At 68.9% G+C, this 15,819-nt stretch carries 14 protein-coding genes; 13 read left to right on the forward strand and 1 reads right to left on the reverse strand.

Annotation, left to right across the window (positions count from 1 at the left end; all coding sequences use genetic code 11):
- Nucleotides 1-106: 106 nt before the first annotated feature.
- On the forward strand, nt 107-448 hold the full coding sequence (locus tag E3T54_RS07660) for an Rv2175c family DNA-binding protein (protein WP_092321530.1): 342 nt from the start codon (nt 107-109) through the stop codon (nt 446-448).
- A gap of 53 nt (nt 449-501) precedes the next feature.
- On the forward strand, nt 502-1,890 hold the full coding sequence (locus E3T54_RS07665; RefSeq protein WP_134475200.1) for an aminotransferase class V-fold PLP-dependent enzyme: 1,389 nt from the start codon (nt 502-504) through the stop codon (nt 1,888-1,890).
- Nucleotides 1,891-1,949: 59 nt separating this feature from the next.
- On the opposite strand, the gene E3T54_RS07670 is transcribed toward E3T54_RS07665, so the two are convergent.
- Nucleotides 1,950-3,035 carry a polyprenyl synthetase family protein gene (locus tag E3T54_RS07670; protein WP_134475201.1) on the reverse strand — a complete coding sequence of 362 codons (1,086 nt, stop codon included), beginning with the start codon at nt 3,033-3,035 and terminating at the stop codon, nt 1,950-1,952.
- A gap of 76 nt (nt 3,036-3,111) precedes the next feature.
- Here E3T54_RS07670 and E3T54_RS07675 point away from each other — a divergent pair, with 76 nt between their 5' ends.
- The 11 genes from E3T54_RS07675 to E3T54_RS07725 all read left to right on the forward strand — a co-directional run bounded on the left by E3T54_RS07675 (nt 3,112) and on the right by E3T54_RS07725 (nt 15,794).
- Nucleotides 3,112-3,504, forward strand: coding sequence for a DUF3040 domain-containing protein (locus E3T54_RS07675; protein ID WP_092321533.1), 393 nt, complete (start codon nt 3,112-3,114; stop codon nt 3,502-3,504).
- Nucleotides 3,505-3,839: 335 nt separating this feature from the next.
- On the forward strand, nt 3,840-4,271 hold the full coding sequence (gene mraZ, locus E3T54_RS07680) for a division/cell wall cluster transcriptional repressor MraZ (protein WP_092321534.1): 432 nt from the start codon (nt 3,840-3,842) through the stop codon (nt 4,269-4,271).
- Nucleotides 4,272-4,375: 104 nt separating this feature from the next.
- Nucleotides 4,376-5,329 carry a 16S rRNA (cytosine(1402)-N(4))-methyltransferase RsmH gene (gene rsmH / locus E3T54_RS07685; RefSeq protein WP_092321535.1) on the forward strand — a complete coding sequence of 318 codons (954 nt, stop codon included), beginning with the start codon at nt 4,376-4,378 and terminating at the stop codon, nt 5,327-5,329.
- Nucleotides 5,326-5,961, forward strand: coding sequence for a hypothetical protein (locus E3T54_RS07690; RefSeq protein ID WP_134475202.1), 636 nt, complete (start codon nt 5,326-5,328; stop codon nt 5,959-5,961). Before rsmH ends, E3T54_RS07690 begins: the two co-directional genes overlap by 4 nt.
- A gap of 43 nt (nt 5,962-6,004) precedes the next feature.
- Nucleotides 6,005-7,798, forward strand: coding sequence for a penicillin-binding protein 2 (locus E3T54_RS07695; RefSeq protein ID WP_134475203.1), 1,794 nt, complete (start codon nt 6,005-6,007; stop codon nt 7,796-7,798).
- A gap of 13 nt (nt 7,799-7,811) precedes the next feature.
- A complete protein-coding gene (locus E3T54_RS07700) occupies nt 7,812-9,356 on the forward strand; it encodes a Mur ligase family protein (RefSeq protein ID WP_134475204.1) in 1,545 nt (514 codons plus the stop codon).
- Nucleotides 9,356-10,768: a UDP-N-acetylmuramoyl-tripeptide--D-alanyl-D-alanine ligase gene (murF, locus tag E3T54_RS07705; RefSeq protein WP_134475205.1), complete on the forward strand. Its 1,413-nt coding sequence runs from the start codon at nt 9,356-9,358 to the stop codon at nt 10,766-10,768. The genes E3T54_RS07700 and murF overlap by 1 nt, the downstream gene beginning before the upstream one ends.
- A complete protein-coding gene (mraY, locus tag E3T54_RS07710; RefSeq protein ID WP_134475206.1) occupies nt 10,765-11,856 on the forward strand; it encodes a phospho-N-acetylmuramoyl-pentapeptide-transferase in 1,092 nt (363 codons plus the stop codon). Before murF ends, mraY begins: the two co-directional genes overlap by 4 nt.
- Entirely contained in the window at nt 11,841-13,424 is a 1,584-nt protein-coding gene (gene murD / locus E3T54_RS07715) for a UDP-N-acetylmuramoyl-L-alanine--D-glutamate ligase (RefSeq protein ID WP_134475207.1), read from the forward strand. Before mraY ends, murD begins: the two co-directional genes overlap by 16 nt.
- The gene (gene ftsW, locus E3T54_RS07720) at nt 13,393-14,730 is read left to right on the forward strand and encodes a putative lipid II flippase FtsW (RefSeq protein ID WP_134475208.1); all 1,338 of its coding nucleotides are present in this window, start codon (nt 13,393-13,395) and stop codon (nt 14,728-14,730) included. Before murD ends, ftsW begins: the two co-directional genes overlap by 32 nt.
- The gene (locus E3T54_RS07725) at nt 14,727-15,794 is read left to right on the forward strand and encodes a glycosyltransferase (protein ID WP_092321543.1); all 1,068 of its coding nucleotides are present in this window, start codon (nt 14,727-14,729) and stop codon (nt 15,792-15,794) included. The genes ftsW and E3T54_RS07725 overlap by 4 nt, the downstream gene beginning before the upstream one ends.
- Nucleotides 15,795-15,819 lie beyond the last annotated feature (25 nt).

A 15,819-nucleotide genomic window follows, 5' to 3' on the forward strand; every position in this document is an offset into this window, starting at 1 on the left:
TAGGTATCAGAGTCAATCAACGTGACGGGTGTGGTTTGAGTAAACTCGTGGGATTTCATTCGCGCGGATGTTTGTCGCTCCCGGTGTTTCATGGCAGGCTTGATCCGTGACCGACTCGATTTCAGAGCAGCAGTGGCTGACCATTCCCGACCTCGTCAACCTGCTCGGTCAGAGCCAGAGCCGCGTGCGGCAGTTGATTGACGACAAGCAACTGCTGGCGGTGCGCCGCGACGGCAAGCTGCAGGTTCCCGCTCTCTTCATCCGGGACGGTGCGCCCGTGCCCGAACTCCGCGGCACGCTGATCGTGCTCTCCGATGACGGCTTCACCGACGAGCAGGCAATGGAGTGGCTGCTCGAGGTTGACGACAGCCTCAGCGCCGAGCCCATCGTCGCGCTGCGAGCCGGTCGTAAGGCCGAGGTGCGACGGGTCGCCCAGGCACTCGCCTAGCGTCCCCGAGCGACAGCCTTTCCCGCAGGGCGGGGCGGCAGTACACTTCCGTCATGTCGGCTCAGGCGGACGCCTACGGTGAGGCGCTGGAACGAGCGAAGGCGCACGCCATGGACTGGCTCAGTTCGGTCCCCGAGCGCCCGGTCGGTCCCCGGATCGGCGTCGGCGAGCTGGCGGCACGGCTGTCGATGGCCCTGCAGGACCAGCCCATGGACCCGGCCGACGTCATCGATGAACTTGCGGCGGTCGCCGAGCCCGGTCTGATGGCCATGCCGTCCGGCCGTTTCTTCGGCTGGGTGATCGGCGGAACCCTGCCGGCAGCCATGGCCGCCGACTGGCTGGTGAGCGCGTGGGACCAGAACGCGGCCTTGCGGTTCGCGACACCGGCGACCGCCGCCTTCGAGGAAGCCGCCGGCGCCTGGCTGATCGAGCTCCTGGGCCTGCCCTACGACGCGGACGTGGGCTTCACAACGGGAGCCACGATGTCGAACTTCGTCGGCCTCGCGTCCGGCCGGCAGTACCTTCTGCGCCGGGCCGGGTGGGACCTCGACGCCCAGGGACTGTTCGGTGCGCCGCGCATCACGGTCTATGTCGGCCGGGAGCGTCACGAGGTCATCGACCTTGTACTCCGCTACCTGGGCCTGGGCGCGCCCGTCGAAATCGCGGTGGACGAGCAGGGCCGACTGCGCGCGGACGCGCTGGCCGAGGCGATGGACCGCCGAACCGGCCCGGCCATCGTCTGTCTGCAGGCCGGCAACGTGCATTCCGGATCGTTCGACCCGATCGGTCAGGCCACGGCCATCGCCCACGGGCACGACGCCTGGGTGCACGTCGATGGCGCCTTCGGACTCTGGGCGGCCGCGAGCCCGCTCTACCGCGAGCACCTGTCCGGACTGGAGACCGCGGACTCCTGGGCGACGGACGCGCACAAGACCCTCAACGTGCCTTACGACTGCGGCCTTGCGATCGTCTCCCGGCCTGCCGTTGTGCGCTCGGTCTTCGGGGTCCGCACGGCCTACCTGGTCGCGGACGAGAACGGCCCGGGCGATCCGTTCGAGAAGGTCCCTGAGCTGTCCCGCCGTGCGCGCGGGATCCCGGTCTGGGCGGCCCTGCGTTCGCTCGGCCGGTCCGGAACGGTGGCGCTGGTGGAGCGGCTCGCGGAGCACGCCCGGGCGCTGGCGGCCGGCATGGCCCGGATACCGGGAGCCGAAGTTCTCAACGACGTCGTCTTCACCCAGGTCTGCGTGAGTTTCGGCGACGACGACAGAACCCGCCGGGTGACGGAGCGGCTGCTGGCGGAGGGAACCACCTGGATGTCCGGGTCCCGCTGGCACGACCGGGATGTGCTGCGGATCTCGGTGAGCAACTGGTCCACGGATGCCGCCGACGTCGAGCTGTGCCTCGCGGCAGTCGAGCGCGCAGCGAGTGCCGTGCCCCGGTAGGGCCGCTCGGTCGCATCAGCACGCGCCCAGGCCTGGTGGGCGCTCGGACCTGGTGGACGCTAGAACGCGCGGCGCGTGACCCTCTCAACCAGGGAGCGGAGCTGCTCCCTGGCGTCCTCACCGATCGGCGAATCCTCCAACGCCAGCACGGCCTCCGCCACGTTGGCTTCGATCAGGGCCTCGACCCGGTCGACGGCTCCGCTGGCCAGGATCACGCGCTGCAGGGCGGCGATCCGCGCTTCGTCGAGGGTGGGGTCACCGAGCTGCTCGTCCAGGTCGTGGCGCGTCGCGTCGGAGAGCCCCTGGCGCGCGAGCGCCACGAGAACGGTGCGCTTGCCCTCGCGGAGGTCGTCGCCACTGGGCTTGCCGGTGACGGCGGAGTCGCCGAACACGCCCAGCAGGTCGTCCCGGAGCTGATAGGCGATTCCGAGCGGCAGGCCGAAGGCCCGGAGCGTATCGAGCTGGGCCGGGCTCGCACCCGCCAGGGCCGCACCGATGACGAGCGGCGCCTGCACACTGTACTTCGCGGACTTGTAGACGATGACGCGCAGGGCCCGGTCCAGCAGCTCGGCCTCCGGCTGGGTCAGCCAGGCGCGTTCCTCGAGGATGTCGAGGTACTGGCCGGCGGTGACCTCGGTGCGCATCCGGTTGAACTCGGCGCGGGCGAGGCGGGCGGCAGTCTGGTCGGGGGCGGCGTCGAGGCCCTCGTCCAGGAGCTCGTCGCTCCAGCCGAGCAGCAGATCCCCGAGCAGGATCCCGGCGGCGCGACCGAACTCGCTCCGGCTTCCGGCCCAGGCGTTCTCGCCGTGCATGCCCTCGAACAGCTTGTGCGCGGATGCCGAGCCCCGGCGGGTGTCCGAATTGTCGATGATGTCGTCGTGGACGAGCGCCGCGGCATGGAAGATCTCGAGCGCGGCGGCCGCGGAAATGATGGGGGAGAGGTCCTGGGCACTCGACCCGGCGCCCTGCCAGCCGGAGTAGCAGAAGAGCGCCCTGAAACGCTTGCCACCGCTGAGAAACTGCCGTGAGAAAGCGACCAGGGGAGTGAGATCAGGGCTGATGGCGGCGACAATTGGAACACGCGTGCTGAGGAATTCGTCGATGCGGACCTGAACCTGTTCGACAAGACGATTGCTATCAGCCACGTGCCTAGCCTAGCCATCCCAGCTGGACTAGAATCAGTACCTAACCCGCTCGATCCCGAAATTGGAGGGGAATGAGATGCCGCTTTCTGAGCAAGAGCAGCGACTCCTCGAAGAGATGGAGCGCAGCCTCTATCACAATGACGTTGACTTCGTGTCAACGGCAGGGGTGACGCGGCTTCGACCCGACTACCGGTCGGTTGTAGTGGGTGTCCTCCTCGCGGTCGCCGGGATCGGCGCACTCATCGCCGGCGTGGCCCTGCAGCAACTGTGGCTCGGGGTGCTCGGATTCATCATCATGTTCGCTGGCGTCCTGCTTGCCATCACACCGGGGAAGGGCGTCCGCGGCAGTACCGGCGGAGCATCCGCCGGTCGCCCGGGATCCGGACCGCGTCAGCGCGCCGGTGCCAACCAGGGATTCATGGACCGCCTGAACGAACGCTGGGACCGCCGCCAGGACGACCAGCGCTGAAGCACGCGAGCTGAGTCGCGCGCGCTGAACCAGCCTCGCTCCCGGGTCCTCCACCGTCCCTCCACAAACGTGGCGGCAACCGCCGCACCGATCCCATCACAGGGCCGATCCACTGATCGGCCCTTTTTTCTTGCCCGAAAACGGGCTTCGGCTCCCGAAAACCGCCCCGACGGTCCCTGGACGCGCAAAATCCCTCCACCTGCCCCTGCCCCGCGGACTGGGGGGCTTTCGGGGTAAATCGGATCAGAAATCGTGCATTTCTGCCTAGATGTGGTGGATAGTGGAGTAAAGTGGAGCCATACTCGGAACACGGCCGGTCGAGAAAGGGGGGATGCATGTTTCTCGGAACGTATGCCCCCAAACTCGACGACAAAGGCCGCATCATCCTGCCGGCGAAGTTCCGGGACGAACTCTCCACCGGCATCGTGATGACGCGGGGCCAGGAGAACTGCCTGTACGTCTTCAGCTCCCGTGAGTTCGAGGACCTGCACGAGAAGATCCGCCAGGCGCCCATCACGAGCAAGCAGGGCCGCGACTTCCTCCGCGTCTTCCTCTCCGGCGCCAGCGCCGAGACGCCGGACAAGCAGAACCGGGTGACCATCCCCGCAAACCTCCGCGCCTACGCGGGACTCGACCGCGAGCTCACCGTCATCGGTGCCGGCAGCCGAGTCGAAATCTGGGACAGCGAGGCCTGGGAGACCTACCTCGCCGAACAAGAGACCTCATTCGCCAACACGACGGAGGAGGTGATTCCGGGACTCTTCTAGCCCCTGGCGCCTGACTCCCAGCCGTTCATGCCTGACACACTTCCCCGGTGCCAGGAAAGAATGGATGGGGATCAGGCACCAGGAACCAGGACCCGGCAAGAACTATGGCCATCAACGACATCCACACCCCAGTCCTGCTCGAGCGCTGCATCGAGCTGCTCGCGCCCGCGCTGCAGAAGCCCGGCGCCGTGCTCGTCGACGCCACCCTCGGCATGGGCGGCCACGCCGAAGCGCTGCTCCAGCGTTTTCCCGGGCTGATCCTCGTCGGGCTCGACCGCGACCTCGACGCCCTCGCGATCGCCGAGGAGCGGCTGAAGCCCTTCCGCGGCCGCGTGCACCTCGTGCACACCGTCTACGACGGCATCCTGGACGCACTCGAAGGCCTCGGCATCGACGAGGTGGACGGCATCCTGTTCGACCTCGGCGTCTCCTCGCTCCAGATCGACCGGGTCGAACGCGGCTTCTCCTATTCAAAGGATGCGCCGCTCGATATGCGCATGGACAGCACCTCCGACCTCACCGCCCAGCGCATCATCGCCGAGTACAGCGAGGCGGAGCTGCGACGCATCTTCCAGGAATACGGCGAAGAGAAGCTGTCGGCCCGCTACGCGAAGGCCATCGTCGACGCCCGTGAAAAGACCCCCTTCGAGCGCTCGGGCCAGCTGGTCGACGTCATCACCGCGGTCACCCCGGTCGCCGTGCAGCGCATGGGCCACCCGGCCAAGCGGGTCTTCCAGGCGCTCCGCATCGAAGTCAACCAGGAACTCGCCGTTCTCGAACGCGCCATCCCGGCCGCCCTTGAAGCCGTCACGGTCGGCGGCCGCATCGTCGTCATGGCCTACCAGTCGCTCGAGGACCGGATCGTGAAAAAGGTGTTCGCCAAGGCGTCCAGTTCGAGCGCGCCGGCCGGGCTGCCGGTCGAGCTGCCGGAACACAAGCCGGTCTTCACACTGCTGATCCGAGGCTCCGAACAAGCCACCGATGAAGAAAAGGCGCTGAACCCGCGCGCAACATCCGTGCGGCTCCGTGCCGCCGAACGACTGAGGAGGGTCGAATGAGCGACAATCTCGCCCGTGTGTTCCGGCCGAACGGCCCGGACTCGTGGGCCCAGGCCCTCCCGGCGGCGCGCAGCCACATCGAGGCCGTCGCGCCGCGCGCCGAGCGTCGGGCCCGGCCCCGGATCGTCTACGCCCTGACCGCGGGCGCCGGCATGGCCGCGATCGTGATCACCCAGCTCCTGCTCAGTGTGGGAATCTCCCAGGGCGCCTACGAGATCTCGACCCTCCAGGCGAGCCAGGTCGAGCTCGGACGAACCGCCGAAAGCCTGAGCGAGGACCTCGTCAAGGTGTCATCGCCGCAGAACCTGGCCGCGAACGCTGCGGCCCTCGGCATGGTCAGCAACTCCACCCCCGCCTACCTTCGACTGTCGGACGGGGCCGTGCTCGGCGCACCCGTCTCGGCCACCGGCACGCCCGCCGACGTCCGGAGCGGCGCGTCCGGCCTCGTACCGAACGCTCTCCTCGCCGGCGTCCCCCTCGTGACGGACCTGCCTCCGGCCGGGGCCCAGGGCACCGGCATCGGCCCCGCGGGCACCCACGGCCGCTCGGCGGACGCGCGGGCAGCTCACGCTCCCGCTCCCGCCGCTCCCGCCACTCCGCCCAGCGGACTTCCGTCCCCGTCTACTCGCTGAGTCAACGCGCTAACGCGGCCCCGGCCGCAGTGAGGATGTGACGATGCCGCTGAACACCGGGGCTCGCCAGACCATCTCGGGCCGGCGTCGCATGGCCGTCACCGTCGTCGTGCTCTTCGCGGTCGTCGGCGTCTTCGTTGTGCGGCTCATCGACATCCAGGTGGTGCGGGCCGACACCCTCAGCGCCGACTCGCTCGGCAACCGCTCCGTCGAACAGACCGTCTACGGCTCCCGCGGCGACATCCTCTCCTCCGACGGCGACGTGCTCGCCGGCACCGTCATGCGCTACGACATCACGATCTCCCCCCGGAACGCGGGGGAGTTCACCCGCACAACGGACGCCGGGACCGTCACGGTCACCGTCGCTCAGGCCGCAGCCGAGATCGGGGCCGTGACCGGGCAGACCGGGGATGAGATCCTCGGGATCATCTCCGAGGCCCTGGCCGGCGACAAGGACTCCGACTTCGCCTACGTGGACAGGAAGGTCGACGTCGAGGTGTTCCGCGAGGTCGGCGAGCTCGACATCCCCTGGATCTACTTCAAGAAGAACCCGAGCCGGGTGTACCCGAACGGCGCCGTCGCCGGGAACGTGGTCGGTTTCGTCTCCTCTGACGGTGAAGCCCAGGCGGGCCTCGAGGTCGGAGAGAACTCCTGCCTTGCGAGCACCAACGGCGTGGAGACGTACGAGAAGGGCGCCGACGGGGTGCGCATCCCGGGCAGCACTGTCACCGCGGAGCAGGTCGTCGACGGCGGGGACGTCGTCACCACCATCGACAGGGACCTGCAGTGGTTCGTCCAGCAGGTGCTCGCCGAGCAGGCGCAGGCGACCGGCGCCGCCTGGGGCACGGTCGTCGTGCAGGAGGTCAAGACCGGCAGGCTCCTTGCCGTGGCCGACTACCCGAGTGTCGACCCCAACAACGTGAGCGGCACGAAAAACCCGAAGAACCGCGGCTCGCGGGCCTTCACCGACTCCTTCGAACCGGGGTCGACGTTCAAGACGCTCACCTCGGCATCCGTTCTCGACTCCGGCAAGGCCACGATCAAGACGCACGTCGTCGCGCCGTACCGATACCGGCCCGGCAACGGCGCCAACGTGAACGACAGCCACCGGCACGAGGATGAGAAACTCACCCTGACCGGCGTGATGATCGAGTCGTCGAACACCGGGATGTCGAAGTTCGGGGAGCTCCTCAGCGATCAGGAGCGCTATGACTATATGAAGAAGTTCGGGGTCGGCAGCCCGACCGAAACCGGCTTCCCCCGTGAAGACTCCGGCATCCTGCACCCGTACCAGAAATGGGACCCCCAAACCGCGTACGCGACGATGTTCGGCCAGGGCCTGACCACGACGGCGCTCCAGGTCGCGAGCATGTACCAGACCATCGCCAACGACGGCGTGAGGATGCCCGTGACGCTGGTCGAGGGATGCCGACAGGCCGACGACAGCGTGCGGGACAAGCCCAGCTCGACCGGGAGGCAGGTCATCTCCGCCGCCGCCGCCCACGACACCTCGGACGTGCTCGAGATGGTTTACGCGAATAGTTGGGTGGCTTCCAAGTGGGAGATTCCCGGCTATCGGGTGGCCGCGAAAACCGGCACGGCCCAGATGCCGAACGGCAAGGGCGGCTACTCCAGGGGCTACCTGGTTTCGGTCTCCGGCTTCGCCCCGGCGGATGCGCCGCAGTTCGTCGTGTCGGTGAGCCTCGCGGATCCTGTTAAAATGAATACGTCTGCCGCCTCGGCTCCGATCTTCCAGAAGGTCATGAGCCAGGCGTTGAAGCAGTACCGGGCAGTCCCGTCGGGCACTCCAGCACCCGAACTCCCTGCCAATTGGTAAGAAAGTGAGCCCCGTGACCGAACTGTCGCCCTCGGCGCTCCGTCCTCAGCATCCCATCTCCCGCTCCCTGTCCGGCCTGGTCGACGACTTCGGGCTCGAGCTGCGCGGTGACATCGACGGACTCGAAGTCACCGGCGTGAGCCTGAGCTCCCGCACCGTCCAGCCCGGCGACCTGTACGTCGGCGTGCCCGGCCAAAACAGCCACGGCGCATCCTTTGCCCAGGGCGCCCGTGAAGCCGGCGCCGTAGCCATCCTCACCGACGCCGCCGGCGCGGTCATCGCGGCAGGAAGCGGCCTGCCCGTGCTCGTGACCCCGGATGCCCGGGCCGCGCTCGGCTCCGTCGCCGCGTGGATCTACCGCACCGCCGAGAACCCCGCAACGCTCTTCGCGGTCACCGGGACCAACGGCAAGACCAGCGTCGTCTACCTGCTCTTCGCGATCCTGAACCAGCTCGGAATCGTCGCCGGCCTCACCTCGACCGCCGAACGGCGGATCGGTGACCTCGCCGTGACCAGCGCGTTGACAACCCCCGAAGCCAGCGAGTTGCACGCCCTGCTCGCCAGGATGCGCGAGGCCGAGGTGCGCGCCGTCGCGATCGAAGTCTCCGCCCAGGCGCTCAGCCGCCACCGGATCGACGGGCTCGTCTTCGACGTCGCCGGGTTCACCAACCTGAGCCACGACCACCTCGACGACTACGAGGTCATGGAGGACTACTTCCAGGCCAAGTTCGCACTCTTCGAGCCCGACCGGTCCCGTCGCGCCGTGGTGACGGTCGACTCCGACTGGGGCCGGCGCATCGTCCACGACTGCCGCATCCCGGTGACGACCCTCACCACGAGGCCGGACATCGACGCCGACTGGCGCATGTTCGTGATCGAGGAAACGGCCCTGTACACGCAGTTCGCGCTGGAAGGCCCGGAGGGTCGTCGCCTGGAAACCCGCGTGCCCCTGCTCGGCTGGTACATGGCCGCCAACGCGGCCCTGGCCATCGTGATGCTCGTCGAATCCGGCTACGACCTCGAAGCCATCGCGCACACGCTGGACCGGGACGGCGGCATCGCCGCGTACATCCCCGGGCGCGCGGAGCGCATCTCCGGCGACCGCGGCCCGCTCGTCTACATCGACTACGGGCACACCCCCGACGCCTTCCTCAACACCCTCGACGCGATCCGGAAGACCACCGATGGCCGGCTGATCATGGTGTTCGGCGCCGACGGCGATCGCGACACCACCAAACGTGCCGACATGGGCGCCATCGCCGCCCGCGGCGCGGACGTCGTCGTCGTGACCGACTTCCACCCGCGCTTCGAAGACCCGGCCGCCATCCGCGCCACCCTGCTCGAGGCGGCACGAGCCGCGGTTCCTGACGGGGAGTTCCACGAGGTCCCCGACCCCCGGGCGGCCTTCCGCGCCGCACTGGCCCTCGCGAAGGAGGGCGACGTCATCCTCTACGCCGGCCCCGGCCACGAGGACTACCACGAGGTCGCCGGCGTCAAGATCCCCTACTCCGCGCGGGAAGACTCCCGCCAGGCGCTGCGCGACGCCGGGTGGCTCTGATGATCGCCCTCAGCCTGGCCGAGATCGCCCGGGCCGTCTCGGGTGAGCTTCGCCTCGACGGCAGCACGCTCACCGCCGGATCGGTCATCACCGGGCCCGTGCACACCGACTCCCGCGGCGTGGAGCCCGGTGCGATCTTCGTCGCCAAACCCGGCGAGGTCACCGACGGACATCTCTTCGCGCCCACCGCGGTGGAGCGGGGGGCCGACCTCCTGATCGTCGAGCGGCACCTGAACCTGCCCGTCGCCCAGGTCATCGTGCCGGATGTCGTCGTCGCGCTCGGCGCGCTGGCCGCCGAGGTGGTGACCCGCGTCCGCGCGCATGGCCGGCTGAAGATCATCGGCGTGACCGGCTCCAACGGCAAGACCACGACGAAGAACCTCCTGCGTGCGGTACTCGAGCGGGTCGGCCCGACCGTCGCGGCGCGCGGATCCTTCAACAACTGGGTCGGCGCACCGATGACCATGCTCGACCTCAGCGAAGACACCAGGTTCCTCGTCGTCGAGATGGGCGCCAGCGGCACCGGATCCATCGCACGGCTCACGCGGCTGGCCCGGCCCGACATCGGCATCGTGCTGAACGTCGGCCTCGCCCACGCCGGCGAATTCGGCGGCATCGAGGCGACCTGCGACACCAAGACCGAAATGGTCACCGACCTGGTCGAGACGGATGTCGCCGTGCTCAATGCCGACGACCCTCGCGTCGCCGGCATGGCCGCGAAGACCCGCGCCGAGGTCGTCTGGTTCGGCCAGGGCGACGCGGCCGCGGTGCGCGCGAGCGACGTGCAGGCCACCAGGAGCGGCACCACGTTCGTGCTCCGCCTGGCCTCCGGTGAGAGCCGGACCGTGTCCTTCCGGGTGCTGGGCGAGCACCACGTGACGAACGCGCTGGCCGCGGCAGCCGCCGCCGAGCGACTCGGAGTGGGAATCGACGACATCGTGGCGGGCCTCGAATCCGTGGCCAGGGCCGAACGCTGGCGGATGGAAGTCCTCGGCGGACGTGACGGCGTGACGATCATCAACGACGCGTACAACGCCAGCCCCGACTCGATGACCGCCGCACTCAAAACTCTCGCCCAGATCAGGGAGCCCGGCATGCGCACGGTTGCGGTGCTCGGCGAGATGGCCGAACTCGGCGAACTGTCGGGGGAGGAGCACGACCGGATCGGACTGCTCGCGGTCAGGCTGAACATCTCCCAGCTCATCGTCGTCGGCGCCGCCGCACGCCGGATGCACATCAGCACCATCAACGAAGGCTCGTGGGACGGCGAGTCGGCATTCGTCGACACGCCCGACGCGGCCTACGAATTGTTGCGCGACTCACTCCAACCGGGGGACACTGTGCTCGTGAAGTCTTCGAACTCCGCGGGCCTGCGCTTTCTGGGCGATCGATTGGGAGACCTGTTTTCATGAGAGCGCTACTGATCGCCGGAGCTATGTCGCTCGCGTTCACCCTCTTCCTCACCCCCCTGTTCATTCGCTTGTTCAAGAAGCTGGGCTGGGGACAGTTCATCCGCGACGACGGTCCGAAGAGCCACCACGCCAAGCGCGGCACGGCCACCATGGGCGGCATCATCGTCATCCTGGGCGTGCTGATCAGCTACTTCTCGGCCAAGCTGATGGTCGGGGAACCGATCACCGCCTCGCCGCTGCTCGTGCTGTTCATGATGGTGGGCCTCGGCCTGGTCGGCTTCGTCGACGATTTCCTCAAGACGCGCAACCAGAGGAGCCTCGGGCTCGGCGGCTGGGCGAAGATCACCGGCCAGGTGCTCGTGGCCGGCGTGTTCGCCTACCTGTCGCTGCAATTCCCCAACCGCCAGGGGCTGACCCCGGCGTCCACCCACATCTCGTTCATCCGCGACACGCCGCTGGACTTCATGGCCCTCGGTGCGATCGTCGGCACCGCGCTCTTCGTGCTCTGGATCTGCCTCATCGTCGCGGCCACCTCCAACAGCGTCAACGTGACCGACGGCCTCGACGGCCTGGCGACCGGTTCCTCGATCCTCGCGATCGGCTCCTTCGTCGTGATCGGCTTCTGGCAGTTCAACCAGTCCTGCTTCGGCGGCGCCGACGCGGCCGACCAGTACCGGTGCTACGAGATCCGCGACCCGCTCGACCTGGCCGTCGTCTCCGCCGCGATCGTCGGCGGCCTGATCGGCTTCCTCTGGTGGAACACCTCCCCGGCCAAGATCTTCCTCGGCGACACCGGTTCGCTCGCGATAGGCGGCGCCATCGCGGCCCTGGCCGTGCTCAGCCGCACCGAGCTGCTGCTGATCCTGATCGGCGGCCTGTTCGTGATCGAATCCGGGTCCGTGATCGTGCAGCGCGTCTTCTTCAAGCTCACCCGCGGCAAGCGCATCTTCCTGATGAGCCCGATCCACCACCATTTCGAGCTCAAGGGCTGGGCCGAGGTGACCGTCGTCGTGCGCTTCTGGATCATCGGCGGGCTGCTCGTGGCCGCAGGCGTCGGCTCGTTCTACCTCGAATGGCTGGCGCGCTAGTGCCGCAAGGCCCCGCCCTCCCTGATCCTGACCACTCCGATCCCGCCGATCCGGTGCGTCACAGGCTCGATGCGCTGACCAGCTGGCACGCCGACTGGGCCGGGCTGCGCGTGGCCGTCTACGGCCTCGGTGTCACCGGCTTCGCGGCCGCGGACACGCTCGCCGAACTCGGCGCCGACGTGCTCGTGGTGGCCGGAGCGGCGCCCGACGAGCGCGCCAGGCTCCTGGACGTGCTCGGCGTCGCGCTGGTGCAGGCCGAACTCGACACCCCGCCTGCCGAACTCCTCGAGCACCGGCCGGAGCTCATCGTCGTGTCGCCCGGCTTCCATCCCGACCATGCGCTGCTGCTCTGGGCAGCGGAAACGGGCATCCCGGTCTGGGGCGACATCGAACTGGCCTGGCGCCTGCGCGACAAGGTGGGCGCTCCCGCCGAGTGGATCCTCGTCACCGGCACCAACGGCAAGACCACGACCGTTCAACTCACCGCGACCATGCTCGCCGCGGCCGGCCTCCGCGCCGCGCCGTGCGGGAACATCGGTGTGCCCGTGCTCGACGCCATCCGGGACCCGCGGGGCTGGGACGTTCTCGTCGTCGAGCTCTCCAGCTACCAGCTGCACCACCTGCCGCGCACCGGACCGGGCGCCCTGGTGCCATGGGCGAGCGTGTGCCTCAACATCGCGGACGACCACCTCGACTGGCACGGCTCCGCGGCCGCGTACCGCGACGCGAAGGCGAAGGTCTACGCGAACACCCGGGTCGCCTGCGTGTACAACAAGGCCGACGACGCCACCCTCGCCATGGTCGAGGACGCCGATGTGCAGGAGGGTGCGCGGGCGATCGGCTTCGGCCTGGGCGTGCCCGGGCCCAGCGACGTCGGCATCGTCGAGGGGATCCTCTGCGACCGCGCCTTCCTCGAGGACCGCTTCGACCGTGCGGTGGAGCTGACCACGGTGACCGCGCTGGCCGCCGCCGGGCTGGATGCGCCGCACGTCGTCGCCAACATCCTGGCCGCCAGCGCCCTGGCCCGCTCATTCGGGGTTTCCCCGGAGACGATCGGCGCGGCCCTGGGGGCCTTCCGCCTCGACGCGCACCGGATCGAGCTCGTCGCCACGGCGGGAAGCATTCGCTGGATCGATGACTCCAAGGCGACCAACGCGCACGCCGCCGACGCCTCGCTGCGGGCCTTCGACTCCGTTGTCTGGCTCGTCGGCGGACTGCTCAAGGGCGTCGACGTGGACGAGCTGGTCAGCAGCCACGTTGCGCGTCTGCGGGCCGCCATCATCATCGGTGTCGACCGGGTCGCCCTGCGTGAGGCATTCGCGCGACACGCGCCCGAACTGCCGGTCATCGAGATCGACGCGGTTGACACTGGACAGGTCATGCCGAACGCTGTCCGGGTGGCGGCGGACCTGGCCGAGGCCGGCGACGTCGTGCTCCTGGCCCCGGCGGCCGCCTCGATGGACCAGTTCGCCGACTATGCGGAGCGTGGACGATTGTTTGCGAGAGCCGTTCGAGACCACGTGGGAGGCGAGCCGGATGACGAATCCACCCAGGGCCCGGGCGCCTAGAGCCGACCGATCGCAGCAGCCGCAACGGCAGCCGCAGCAGTCCCAGCCGCAGCAGTACGTGCAGCAGCTCAGCCAGCACCAGCGCAATCAGCAGCGGCAGCAGGCTGGGCGACCGGCCTCCGCGCCGCCCGAGCCGGCCACGGCCGGGGCCAGCGCGCGGATCACCCTGGGCCGGGTCTTCCGGGCCGAGTCCGCGAACTACCTGCTCCTGCTCGGCACGACCCTGTTCCTCGTCATCTTCGGCCTGGTCATGGTGCTCTCCTCTTCGTCGGTGGATTCGTACCTCGAAAACGCCGGGTTCTTCGGCGGGCTCCTGCGCCAGGGCATCTTCGCCCTGCTCGGACTGCCGATGATGCTTCTCGTCAGCCGGCTTTCGGTGAAATTCTGGCAGCGCGTCGCCTGGCCGGCCCTGCTCGTCGCCTGCTTCCTGCAGGGCCTCGTCGTGTTCACCCCCCTCGGTTACGAGATTGCCGGCAACACGAACTGGCTCACCCTCGGCGGCTTCCAGTTCCAGCCCTCCGAGGTGATCAAGGTGGCCCTGGTCATCTGGCTCGGCGTGATCCTCGGCAAGAAAGAGGGCAAGCTCGACGACTGGCGGCATGTGCTCATCCCGGTCTTCGGCGTCGGCGGCGGAGCCGTGCTCCTGGTGCTCATCGGCGGCGACCTCGGCACGGTCATGATCATGGCCGGCATCCTCTTCGGCGCCCTGTTCTTCGCGGGCGTGCGGTTGCGCCTGCTCGTGCTGCCCCTCCTGGCCGGAGCCGTCGTCGCCGTCGTGGTGGCGCTGTCCAGCTCGAACCGGATGACCCGGATCCTCAGCTTCATGGGCTCCGGGTGTGACGAGCAGCAGGGCGCGATCTCCGCCGCCTGCTGGCAGCCGCTGCACGGCACCTGGGCGCTGGCCAACGGCGGCATCCTCGGCGTCGGCCTCGGCAACTCGAAGGCCAAATGGTCGTGGCTGCCCGCGGCGGACAACGACTACATCTTCGCGATCATCGGTGAGGAACTCGGCCTCATCGGGGCGATCGTCGTGCTCGGGATGTTCATCCTCCTGGCCTTCGCTTTCCTGCGGATCATGCGCGCGAGCACCAGCCTGCAGGTGAAGGTCAGCACGGCGGCCGTTCTCGTCTGGATCATCGGCCAGGCCCTGGTCAACATCGGTGTCGTGCTCGGGGTCTTCCCCGTGCTGGGCGTCCCGCTCCCGCTCATCTCCGCCGGCGGCACCGCCCTGCTCACCACCCTGCTCGCCATCGGAGTTGTGCTCTCCTTTGCCCGAGGCGACCACACGGAGGCAGAAGCCCAGTGACCACGTACCTCCTCGCCGGCGGCGGCACCGCCGGCCACGTCAACCCGCTGCTCGCCGTCGCCGACGCGATTCACCAGAGCGAGCCGGATGCCACGGTGCTCGTGCTCGGCACGAGCGAGGGCCTCGAGTCCCGCCTCGTGCCGGCCCGGGGCTATGAACTCGTCATTGTTCCGCGGCTGCCCTTTCCCCGGCGCCCGAACCGGCAGGCGCTGACCTTCCTGCCGCGACTGGGTCGAGCCGTGCGCCAGGTCGCCGACGTGATCGGGTCCCGAAACGTCGACGTGGTCGTCGGATTCGGCGGTTACGTCTCCACACCGGCCTACCTCGCCGCCCGGCGTGCCGGCGTGCCCATCGTCATTCACGAGGCCAACGCCCGGCCGGGCCTCGCGAACAAGCTCGGCGCGCGCTACACCCACCATGTCGGGGTGGCGTTCCCCGGCACACCGATCCGGCACGCCCACTTCGTCGGGATGCCCCTCCGCCCCGAAATCGAGCACCTCGACCGGCCCGCGGTGAGGCCGGAAGCGCTGGCGTTCTTCGGTCTCTCCGCGGACCGGCCCACCCTGCTCGTCACCGGCGGCTCCCTGGGCGCCCGGAGCCTGAACAGCACGGTCCTGGACTCGGCGGAGGCGCTGATCGGCGCCGGCTGGCAGGTGCTGCACATCACGGGGGAGAAGTCCGAGGTCGGCGACCCGCAGCTGGACCACTACCGCATGGTCCGCTATTGCGACCGGATGGATCTCGCCCTCTCCGCCGCGGACTTCGCCGTGTCCCGCGCGGGATCGGCGACGGTCAGCGAACTGGCCGCTCTCGGCATCCCGGCGGTCTACGTGCCGTACCCGGTCGGCAACGGAGAGCAGCGATTCAACGCCGCCGACGTGGTCCGCGCCGGCGGCGGGATCCTCGTCGACGACGCGGATTTCCAGCCGTACTGGGTGCTCCGCGAACTCGTGCCCGTGCTGGCGGACTCGGAACGCGTGCAGGCCATGGGCCGGGCCGCGGCATCCGTGGGCGTGCTGGACGGGTCGGCCCGCATGCTCGAGCTGATCCGCCGCGCCCGGTGACCCCTGGCCCCGTGACCCGCGAGAC

This window comes from Cryobacterium sp. Sr8, assembly GCF_004403225.1.
Taxonomy (GTDB): Bacteria; Actinomycetota; Actinomycetes; order Actinomycetales; family Microbacteriaceae; genus Cryobacterium; species Cryobacterium psychrotolerans.

Excerpts from the sequence above, each read along its gene's own strand:
- E3T54_RS07665 (WP_134475200.1), top strand. The coding sequence starts at position 502 with ATGTCGGCTCAGGCGGACGCCTACGGTGAGGCGCTGGAACGAGCGAAG.
- E3T54_RS07675 (WP_092321533.1), top strand. The coding sequence starts at position 3,112 with ATGCCGCTTTCTGAGCAAGAGCAGCGACTCCTCGAAGAGATGGAGCGC.
- mraZ (WP_092321534.1), top strand. The coding sequence starts at position 3,840 with ATGTTTCTCGGAACGTATGCCCCCAAACTCGACGACAAAGGCCGCATC.
- rsmH (WP_092321535.1), top strand. The coding sequence starts at position 4,376 with ATGGCCATCAACGACATCCACACCCCAGTCCTGCTCGAGCGCTGCATC.
- E3T54_RS07690 (WP_134475202.1), top strand. The coding sequence starts at position 5,326 with ATGAGCGACAATCTCGCCCGTGTGTTCCGGCCGAACGGCCCGGACTCG.
- E3T54_RS07695 (WP_134475203.1), top strand. The coding sequence starts at position 6,005 with ATGCCGCTGAACACCGGGGCTCGCCAGACCATCTCGGGCCGGCGTCGC.
- murF (WP_134475205.1), top strand. The coding sequence starts at position 9,356 with ATGATCGCCCTCAGCCTGGCCGAGATCGCCCGGGCCGTCTCGGGTGAG.
- mraY (WP_134475206.1), top strand. The coding sequence starts at position 10,765 with ATGAGAGCGCTACTGATCGCCGGAGCTATGTCGCTCGCGTTCACCCTC.
- murD (WP_134475207.1), top strand. The coding sequence starts at position 11,841 with ATGGCTGGCGCGCTAGTGCCGCAAGGCCCCGCCCTCCCTGATCCTGAC.
- ftsW (WP_134475208.1), top strand. The coding sequence starts at position 13,393 with ATGACGAATCCACCCAGGGCCCGGGCGCCTAGAGCCGACCGATCGCAG.